9 protein-coding genes and 1 riboswitch are annotated in these 10,078 nt (G+C 47.7%); of the genes, 7 read left to right on the top strand and 2 right to left on the bottom strand.

Annotated elements, in window-relative coordinates; translation table 11 throughout:
- Nucleotides 1–37 precede the first annotated feature (37 nt).
- A complete protein-coding gene (gene metG / locus FDW87_RS06690) occupies nucleotides 38–2,071 on the bottom strand; it encodes a methionine--tRNA ligase (protein WP_016156963.1) in 2,034 nt (677 codons plus the stop codon).
- Between the two features lie 164 nt (nucleotides 2,072–2,235).
- Between metG and apbC the strand changes: the two genes are divergently transcribed.
- The 6 genes from apbC to FDW87_RS06660 all read left to right on the top strand — a co-directional run bounded on the left by apbC (nucleotide 2,236) and on the right by FDW87_RS06660 (nucleotide 8,942).
- The gene (gene apbC / locus FDW87_RS06685; RefSeq protein WP_016153686.1) at nucleotides 2,236–3,345 is read left to right on the top strand and encodes an iron-sulfur cluster carrier protein ApbC; all 1,110 of its coding nucleotides are present in this window, start codon (nucleotides 2,236–2,238) and stop codon (nucleotides 3,343–3,345) included.
- A gap of 264 nt (nucleotides 3,346–3,609) precedes the next feature.
- On the top strand, nucleotides 3,610–3,891 hold the full coding sequence (locus FDW87_RS06680) for a DUF2574 family protein (protein WP_137379555.1): 282 nt from the start codon (nucleotides 3,610–3,612) through the stop codon (nucleotides 3,889–3,891).
- Nucleotides 3,892–4,163: 272 nt separating this feature from the next.
- Nucleotides 4,164–4,703 (top strand): fimbrial protein YehD, encoded by a 540-nt coding sequence (gene yehD / locus FDW87_RS06675; protein WP_016156961.1) that lies wholly within the window; start codon nucleotides 4,164–4,166, stop codon nucleotides 4,701–4,703.
- A 63-nt stretch (nucleotides 4,704–4,766) separates the two neighbouring features.
- The gene (locus tag FDW87_RS06670; RefSeq protein WP_016156960.1) at nucleotides 4,767–5,447 is read left to right on the top strand and encodes a fimbrial assembly chaperone; all 681 of its coding nucleotides are present in this window, start codon (nucleotides 4,767–4,769) and stop codon (nucleotides 5,445–5,447) included.
- 13 nt (nucleotides 5,448–5,460) lie between these two features.
- Nucleotides 5,461–7,947 carry a fimbrial biogenesis outer membrane usher protein gene (locus tag FDW87_RS06665; RefSeq protein ID WP_137379554.1) on the top strand — a complete coding sequence of 829 codons (2,487 nt, stop codon included), beginning with the start codon at nucleotides 5,461–5,463 and terminating at the stop codon, nucleotides 7,945–7,947.
- Nucleotides 7,948–7,958: 11 nt separating this feature from the next.
- A complete protein-coding gene (locus FDW87_RS06660) occupies nucleotides 7,959–8,942 on the top strand; it encodes a fimbrial protein (RefSeq protein WP_047359144.1) in 984 nt (327 codons plus the stop codon).
- Between the two features lie 53 nt (nucleotides 8,943–8,995).
- On the opposite strand, the gene FDW87_RS06655 is transcribed toward FDW87_RS06660, so the two are convergent.
- A complete protein-coding gene (locus FDW87_RS06655) occupies nucleotides 8,996–9,328 on the bottom strand; it encodes an RcnB family protein (protein WP_019077205.1) in 333 nt (110 codons plus the stop codon).
- Between the two features lie 221 nt (nucleotides 9,329–9,549).
- A riboswitch (TPP riboswitch) is annotated at nucleotides 9,550–9,646 on the top strand.
- A 31-nt stretch (nucleotides 9,647–9,677) separates the two neighbouring features.
- Here FDW87_RS06655 and FDW87_RS22015 point away from each other — a divergent pair.
- Nucleotides 9,678–10,078: hydroxyethylthiazole kinase (locus FDW87_RS22015; protein ID WP_252363054.1), on the top strand; the 401-nt coding region annotated here is incomplete at its 3' end.

Raw genomic sequence — 10,078 nt, 5'->3', positions numbered from 1 at the left:
AAAAAGCGCTGCAGTTGCAGCGCTCGAGATGTCTGATTTATTTCACCTGTTGGCCAGGTTTTGCGCCTTCGTCCGGGCTTAACAGGAAGATATCTTTCCCGCCAGGACCTGCCGCCATGACCATCCCTTCAGAAATGCCGAAGCGCATCTTACGAGGTGCCAGGTTAGCAACCATAATGGTCTGACGTCCAACCAGGGTCTGCGGATCCGGATAGGCAGAACGAATACCAGAGAAGACGTTACGCTTCTCGCCACCGAGATCCAGCGTCAGACGCAGCAGTTTGTCAGAACCTTCCACAAACTCGGCGTTTTCAATCAATGCCACGCGCAGGTCAACTTTGGCGAAATCGTCAAAGGTAATGGTTTCCTGAATCGGGTCATCCGCCAGCGGGCCGGTTACCGGTGCGGCAGCGGCCTTCACTTCTTCTTTCGACGCTTCCACCAGCGCTTCAACTTGTTTCATGTCGATGCGATTGTAGAGCGCCTTAAAGGTGTTGACCTTGTGACCGAGCAGCGGTTGCTTAATGGCATCCCAGCTCAGCTCGCTGTTCAGGAAAGCTTCTACACGTTCAGCAAGCGTTGGCAGAACCGGTTTCAGGTAAGTCATCAGGACGCGGAACAGGTTGATACCCATGGAGCAGATCGCCTGCAGGTCGGCATCGCGGCCTTCCTGTTTAGCAACGACCCACGGAGCCTGTTCGTCAACGTAGCGGTTTGCCACATCGGCCAGCGCCATGATTTCACGGATAGCTTTACCAAATTCACGGCTTTCCCATGCTTCGCCAATCACCGCAGCAGCGTCAGTGAAGGTTTTATACAACGCCGGGTCGGCCAGTTCAGCCGCCAATACGCCGTCAAAACGCTTGCTGATAAAGCCTGCGTTACGTGATGCCAGGTTGACTACTTTGTTGACAATATCGGCGTTTACACGCTGAACGAAGTCTTCCAGGTTCAGGTCGATGTCATCAATGCGTGAAGAAAGCTTCGCTGTGTAGTAGTAGCGCAGGCTGTCGGCGTCAAAGTGCTTCAGCCAGGTGCTGGCCTTAATGAAGGTACCGCGAGATTTGGACATCTTCGCACCGTTTACCGTCACATAACCGTGTACAAACAGGTTGGTCGGCTTACGGAAGTTGCTGCCTTCCAGCATCGCCGGCCAGAACAGGCTATGGAAGTAGACGATGTCTTTACCGATGAAGTGATACAACTCAGCGTCGGAATCTTTCTTCCAATACTCATCAAAACTGGTCGTGTCGCCGCGCTTATCGCACAGGTTTTTGAACGAACCCATATAGCCAATTGGTGCATCCAGCCAGACATAGAAGTACTTGCCTGGCGCATCCGGGATTTCAAAACCGAAGTATGGGGCATCGCGGGAAATATCCCACTGCTGCAGGCCGGATTCGAACCATTCCTGCATTTTGTTGGCGACCTGCTCCTGCAACGCGCCGCTGCGTGTCCAGGCCTGCAGCATCTCGCTGAATGATGGCAGGTCAAAGAAGAAGTGTTCAGAGTCGCGCATTACCGGCGTCGCGCCAGAAACGACGGATTTCGGCTCGATAAGTTCGGTCGGGCTGTAGGTTGCGCCGCAAACTTCACAGTTATCGCCATACTGATCCGGAGATTTACATTTCGGGCAGGTGCCTTTAACGAAACGGTCCGGCAGGAACATGCCTTTTTCCGGATCGTAAAGCTGGGAGATAGTACGGTTCTTAATAAAACCGTTCTCCTTCAGGCGCGTGTAAATCAGCTCAGACAGCTCACGGTTCTCTTCGCTGTGCGTAGAGTGGTAGTTGTCATAGCTGATGTCAAAACCCGCAAAATCAGTCTGATGCTCCTGACTCATTTCACCGATCATCTGCTCTGGCGTGATCCCAAGCTGCTGTGCTTTCAGCATGATTGGCGTACCGTGTGCGTCGTCCGCGCAGATGAAGTTAACCTGGTGGCCGCGCATTCGCTGGTAACGGACCCAGACATCAGCCTGGATGTGCTCCAGCATATGGCCGAGGTGGATAGAGCCGTTGGCGTACGGCAGCGCGCACGTTACCAGAATTTTCTTCGCGACTTGAGTCATAGTGGGCAATTACTTCTTTTGTAGTGAAAAGGGCTTTGATAGTACCAAAATGGTAATTACTGCGCCAAGCGATAAGGGCATTTATCCGTAAATGAATAATTGTTGCGGTTGGAGTAAACTACCTGGTGACTATTGTATTTTCAGAACAACAAAAAGGAGTCGGGATGAACGCACAATCCCAGGCCAAATCACCAGAGACCCTGCGCGCGATGGTTGCCGGGACGCTGGCGAATTTTCAGCATTCAACCCTGAAGCATAATCTGACGACGCTTAAAGCGTTGCACCACGTCGCCTGGATGGATGACACGTTGCACGTTGAGCTGGTCATGCCGTTTGTCTGGCAGAGCGCGTTTGAGGACTTAAAAGAGCAATGTAGCGCCGATCTGCTGCGTATTACTGGTGCGAAAGCGATCGACTGGAAACTGTCGCATAACATTGCGACGCTGAAACGCGTGAAAAACCAGCCGGGCATTAATGGTGTAAAAAACATCATCGCCGTCAGTTCGGGTAAAGGTGGTGTGGGTAAATCCTCAACTGCCGTGAACCTGGCGCTGGCGCTGGCTGCGGAAGGGGCGAAGGTAGGGATTCTGGACGCCGATATTTATGGCCCGTCAATCCCGACGATGCTCGGTGCGGAGAACCAGCGTCCAACCTCTCCAGACGGTACCCATATGGCGCCGATCATGTCTCACGGCCTGGCGACAAACTCTATTGGTTATCTGGTTACTGACGATAATGCGATGGTGTGGCGTGGCCCGATGGCCAGCAAAGCCCTGCTGCAGATGCTGCAAGAAACCTTATGGCCGGATCTTGATTACCTGGTACTGGATATGCCGCCGGGTACGGGTGATATCCAGTTGACGCTGGCGCAAAACATTCCGGTCACGGGGGCTGTTGTGGTGACCACTCCGCAGGACATCGCGCTGATCGATGCGAAAAAAGGCATCGTGATGTTCGAAAAAGTCGAAGTGCCAGTGCTGGGTATTGTTGAGAATATGAGTATGCATATTTGCAGCAACTGCGGTCATCACGAGCCAATCTTCGGCACCGGTGGCGCGCAGAAACTGGCTGAGCAGTATCACACCCAACTGCTGGGACAGATGCCGCTGCATATTTCTCTGCGTGAAGACCTGGATCGTGGTACGCCGACGGTCATCAGCCGTCCTGACAGCGAATTTACCGCCATTTACCGCGACCTTGCAGGACGTGTCGCTGCCCAGCTCTACTGGCAAGGGGAAGTGATACCGGGTGAAATTGCCTTCCGCGCGGTGTAATTAATAGCGTTACAAATATTCACTGTATCAATAATGCATTGATGCAGTGAATATATTGGATGAAAAATCTCACTCAATTATTTATCCGGACTGTATAATTCATGTCTTTTTCTGAATAAACACCCTCAATGCATCATTTAAATTGATCAAATTGGTCGAATTAATCTACAATCTCAATTGGTCTTAGCGAGGCAGTTAATCCATAATCTACTGGAAAGACGGCTTGTGTGCTGTTTCCCAACCGATACAGGAATAATGAACGTAATGAAAAAAAATTTATTCTTGGGAGTTATTACTTTGGCTTATGGAATGAGCGCTTCTGCTTTCGCCACAGATACTGCCACCCTGAATATCAATGGTCGGGTAACTGAACCCACCTGTAGCGCTGATGTTGTAAATAACGAAGTGCAGCAACGCTGTGGCAATGCCATTTCCTTTTCAAACGTCAGATCGGGTGTTTCCAATCCAACAAAAGGTGCGGTAACTGAAATTGTTACTATCACCGGTGACGCTACACGACAAATTGTGATGACGCATTACGATTAAACGTCTTTTATCAGCCATGCATTATTATTGTGAATAATACGTGGCTGATCATTTCTCTGAAGAATTTCATCCCAACAGTTAATCTCGTAAATTTATTAATTTAAAAGAATAAAAAAATCGACTGATTTGTTTCTATTATATTGCGCTTTGCAATTTGTTTTAAATCAATAAAACAACGCGTTTACATTGCGATAACGTTTCTGGTGTGCGAATTTAATTTCACGGGTTAAGTCCTCTTAACCAATAGAAGTTAATTCATTAAGGAATATACGATGAAACGTTCAATTATTTCCGCTGCTGTTCTGTCCGCTGTAGTTATGAGCGCTGGGGCTTTTGCTGCTGATTCTGATCAGGGTGAACTGATTATTACTGGTAAGGTAGTAGGGACCACCTGTAAATTTACAGGGGATACCACTGCGACCATTGGTATGAACCAAATTGGTGCTGACAGATTAAATGCCTTAAGTGCTGGTGGTGTTTATGAAGGATACTCAAATAAAACCACCGTGCCATTGACGGTTGAATGTACAGGAAGTAAAGCACCAAAAATTACTTTCTCCAGTTCTCAATTTGACAGCAATAATAAATATATTACACGAAATACCGCAGCAAATAATGGTGCTGGCTTCACCGTTTACTATGGTGATGATTTTACTAAACAGGTTAACCCCGATACAGGTATTGAGTTAACTAAAACTGCGGACAATAAATATACTCTGAACTTTAGCGCACGCTACGCGAAAATTGGTTCTGCCGATGTCTCCGCTGGTGATGTGGCCTCTTCGCTGACGATGACTGTTGTTACTGATTAAGATGACTATCCTGTTTGTCGGCGGCTCCGGCCGCCGATTATTTCCGCAGTAAGGATAATTATAATGAAAAAAATACTCGTGTTTTTACTGGCCGGTACAGTAATGCCTGCGTGGGGCGGCATATACATTTACGGCACCCGTGTCATTTATCCGGCACAGAAAAAAGAAATTACCGTGCAATTAATGAATGAAGGCAGTCGCAGCTCGCTGGTTCAATCCTGGATAGATGACGGAGATACCAGTCTGCCACCCGAAAAAATCCACGTGCCATTTGTAATGAGCCCTCCGGTGGCAAAGGTCAGCGGAGGCTCTGGTCAACAACTGAAAATTAAGCAATTGGCAAATACGCTACCGGAAGATCGTGAAAGTCTTTTTTTCCTGAATGTGTTAGATATTCCTCCTAATTCTGCGGAATCAGAAGGCAAGAACATGATTAAATTTGCTATGCAGAATCGCATCAAATTTATATATCGCCCGCAGGGTATCGCCGGTGTAGATGAAAAAAGCTTTTCTCGCTTAAGCGTCAGAGATATCAGCGGTGGCATTAATATCAAAAATAATTCTGCTAACTGGATTACTATTCCTGAACTAGTGGGTAATTCAAAAATAAACAGCGAGACAGTGTTACTTGCTCCGTGGTCAGATAAAAAGGTCGTCACCACTGCTGTCGTTAATCATTACAAGGTTACTCTTATTGATGATCACGGAAACTACTTAAGTGAAAAAATAAAAACGGAAAGATAGTCAAGGATTGATTATGTCAAAGATAAATTCTATTACACTGTCAATCCTGTCGGTGTTGGCTGCTTCATCCGCATGGGCTGAAGAAGACACGTTTGATACCCACTTTATGATCGGTGGTTTGAATGGTGAGAAAATCTCTCGCTATCAAATTGATGACGATAAGCCAATGCCCGGTATATATGAAATGGATGTTTATCTTAATAATAAGTGGCGTGGTCGGTACGATATTGATATTAAAGACGATCCCGAACTGACATGTCTGCCCTGGGCTCAATTGCAGCAAATTGGTATTCGCACCGGGAACATTAAAACGGATAAACAAGAAGGCTGCGTGCCGCTGCGTGCAGCAGTACAGGGCGGCAGTGTTAGTTATGACATTGGGGAGTTTATTCTAAATTTAAGCGTGCCTCAGGCGTATGTGGTTGAATATGAACCAGGATATATGCCGCCTGAAACCTGGGATCGCGGGGTGAACGCTTTTTATACCTCTTATTACGCCAGCCAGTATTACAGTAATTATAAACACGGTGGTGATGATAAAAGCAGCTATGTGAACCTGAATAGCGGGTTGAACCTGCTGGGGTGGCAGTTGCATTCAAGTGACAACTATACGAAAGGTAATGAGGGCAACGGCAAATGGAAGAGCAACACGTTATATGTGGAACGTGGTGTGCCGTCGATTCTTGGTACATTGCGCGCCGGTGACATGTATACCGGGGCAGATATTTTTGATGCCGTACGTTTTCGTGGTGTGCGTATCTGGCGCGATATGCAAATGTTACCAAACTCAAAACAGAATTTTACCCCTGTAGTTCGTGGGATTGCCCAGAGCAACGCCCTGGTAACCATCGAACAAAATGGTTTTGTTATTTACCAGAAAGAAGTGCCACCAGGCCCATTTGCTATTGATGATCTACAACTCGCTGGTGGCGGTTCGGATTTAGATGTCAGTGTGAAAGAGGCTAACGGTTCGATATCTCATTATCTGGTGCCTTTTTCATCTGTGCCAAATATGCTGCAGTCTGGCGTATCGAAATATGATTTCGCTGCAGGGCGTAGCCATATTGAAGGGGCTGGCAATCAGTATGATTTCCTGCAAGGGAGTTATCAGTATGGTCTGAACAATCTGCTAACAGTCTATGGCGGTACAATGCTGTCGCAAAACTATTCTTCATTTGTGCTTGGGACTGGCTGGAATACCCCCATTGGCGCAGTATCGGTAGACGCCACGCGATCGCATAGCGAGCAGGATAATGGTGATGTTTTTGATGGTCAGAGCTATCAGGTTGCATGGAACAAATATGTCACGCAGACCGGTACGCAGTTTGCACTGGCAGCTTATCGTTATTCCTCGCGGGATTATCGTACCTTTAATGACTACGTGTGGGCGAATAATAAAAATAACTATAATCGCGATAAAAACGATGTTTATGACATTGCGGACTACTATCAAAACGACTTTGGCCGCAAGAACAGTTTTTCACTGAATATAAATCAAGCGTTACCCGAAAACTGGGGATCCCTGGCGGTCAGTGGCCTGTGGCGCGACTATTGGCAACGCAGTGGAAACGGCAAAGATTATCAGCTTAGCTACTCTAACGCCTGGCAGCGAGTTAGCTATACCGTTGCCGTGAGTCAAACGTACGATGAGGACAACCACGAGGATAAGCGTTTTAACCTGTATATCTCCATCCCGTTCTCGTGGGGGGACGGTATTTCCACTCCTCGACGCGATCTGTTCGTCTCTAATTCCACGACGTTTGATAATGACGGCTTTCAGTCGAATAACACCAGCTTAAGCGGGGTGACGGGTCATCGCGATCAATTCAGCTATGGTGCCAACCTCAGTCAGCAACGACAGGGGAACGAGACAACGGCGGGCGTTAGCATGGTCTGGCGCGCGCCAGTGGCGACTGTAGGCAGTAGTTACAGCCAATCGAATAAGTATCAACAGGCCAGCGGCAATATTCAGGGGGGGATCGTGGTGTGGTCTGAGGGCGTGGCTCTGACTCCCCGGCTTTCAGATACATTCGCCATTGTTAAAGCGCCTGGGTTACAGGGTGCGGCTGTGCAAGGGCATCGTTACCTAACAACCAACAGTAAAGGTTACGCGGTTTACGACAGTCTGACGCCGTACCGTGAAAATATGCTGATGCTGGATCTTTCCGACACTAATAGCGATGTGGCATTACTGGGCAATCGAAAAGGTACAGTACCTTATCGCGGTGCGGTCGTGATGACGGAGTTTGAAACCGATCGGCGCAAACCCTGGTACTTCCTTGCCGAGCGTCCGGACGGCTCTCCGTTATCTTTCGGTTATGAAGTGGAAGATGATATCGGTAATAATGTTGGCCTGGTGGGGCAGGGTAGTCGGTTATTTATTCGCACCAACGACATTCCCGCGTCGGTACATGTTGCAGTTAATAAACAGCAGGGACAGTTCTGTACAATTACCTTCGATAGGGTGATTGATGAGAATAAAGTCTATATTTGCCGATAAGGATGCAAGATATGAAAGGATACGTATTTTTGATATTTTTGCTGCTGTCATCCTTTGGCGCTGATGCCGGGTGTACATTTCAGACGAAAAATGGCGGGTTAGCGACAATTAATCTGGATATGACATCTGGAACGGCAATAAATCAAATTAATCTCAGTTCCAGTGGCAACATAGTGTGTACAGCCAACAGTGATAGCTTATATTATACAACACCGCTTAAGGATTACATTGTTGCAATTCAGGGGGGCAGCGGCAAGAAGGTTTTAATTAATATCAATCTGACCAGCAATGATTTTCCAGTAAGTGTTGGTAAGAAAACGGTTAGTGCCGGCGAAGTGCTGGATACCAAAAGTTTCACCATCTCAGCAAGATATGTAAATTCAGGGACTATTAAGCAGACAGTATCCGGTGATGCGTTTAGTCTGAGCGACCCGGCAGTAAGTATTACCTCTGATAATTCTTGTACTTCAAACTGGCTAGCTTATCTTTATTGCTGGGTTACCGGACGTTTATCGAGTAATTCAGCTTTTACACAGAATTTAAGCTTTACAGTAACGCATCAACCCACCACGTGTCAGTTTTCATTACCCCGATACGAAATTAAAATGCCAGATACCACATTGAATGAGATGCTCACGGTTAATAATACCAAATCGGGTTCCACAAATCTGGTATTGAATTGCGAAAGTATATATAACGTTACTACCAATCCCGTCACTTTTAAAGTGGTGCGCGGTGACTGGGATGAAAGCGGGAAAATACTAAAAAACACGATAGCGAATGGCGCCAAAGGGGTGGGGTTCCAGATATATAATGGCACCGCGACTTCTCCTCTAAAACAGGGGGATAATCTGATGAACAGAATGACCAAACTGGAAGCAATCAGTAATCAGTATACTTTCCCTATTACTGCGAAATATGTTCGCGTGACAGGGGAATCATTACTGCCTGGTGAAATACAAAGTAAAGTGATATTTGCAGTATCTTATGACTAATTGATTTGCGGGTATTTCACGTACTTTCTTGCTGAAAGTACGTGTTTTTTCTATTAACGATGATAAAAAATCTCGCCGTCGTAGGCTTTAATGATCTTACCGTCAGCATCGTTGATCAGCACGTACGCACCACCCATGTAGGTCCAGTGGGTACCGGCGGTAGGTGCTGGCAGGTTGCGTTGGTTCCATTGCTTAATCGCATATTCGTCAGTACGGTACAGCGGTGGGACCGTGTCACCAGGTTTAAAATGGGTAAAGTCGGCGATGAAACCGCTCAACTCATACTTATCAATTCCGGTGGGAGCAGCTGTTGCGGCCGGTGCGGCCCAGACGACGCTGCTTGCAAGCAGGAGTGCACCCAGCAACATTTTATTCTTCATACCCATCCTCTTTACCTGTTCGGGTCATCAACATCAGTCGTGTATCATTCCTGGCTTATAGGGCATCTGACAAGAACTTTTTTGTGATCACGCCAGTCATTTCGTAAAAAGTGTAAATGAATGTACAGAATAGCTGCAACCTTACCCCGTAATTTCGTGGAGGGCCATGGTGCTGCGCTAATTTACATCATCAAGCGTAGGCAGTATTCTGTTACCGAAACTTGTTTTTCAACGACTCGGGGTGCCCTTCCTGGTGAAGGCTGAGAAATACCCGTACCACCTGATCTGGATAATGCCAGCGTAGGGAAGTCTGACACTGCTCGTGTCCCTTCTTCGCGCGGGCAGGAGCTGAACCATGCAGCCTGACCTGCACAGCCGCACACTCGCGGCTCACACCTTACACCAATTTAGAACGCTTTCCCCTCTCACACACTGCATGACCAACGAGGTCGTGCAAAGCTTTACGGCCAATACGCTGTTGGCGCTGGGCGCATCACCAGCAATGGTAATCGAGCCCGAGGAAGCCAGTCAGTTCGCGTCTATTGCCAGTGCATTACTGATTAATGTCGGCACCTTAACCCGGGAACGGGCTACGGCGATGCGCGCCGCAGTTGAGCGGGCACAACTTGCTAAAACCCCGTGGACGCTCGATCCCGTTGCCGTGGGGGCGCTGGAGTTTCGTCGTCGCTTCTGTCTGGATTTGTTGGCGCTACAGCCTGCGGCTATCCGCGGCAACGCTTCGGAAATACTGGCTCT

It is taken from the genome of Citrobacter sp. wls826 (assembly GCF_005281245.1).
Lineage (GTDB): Bacteria > Pseudomonadota > Gammaproteobacteria > Enterobacterales > Enterobacteriaceae > Citrobacter > Citrobacter braakii.
Note: the sequence above shows the minus strand (reverse complement) of the source record. Positions and strands in the feature narration are given on the sequence as shown.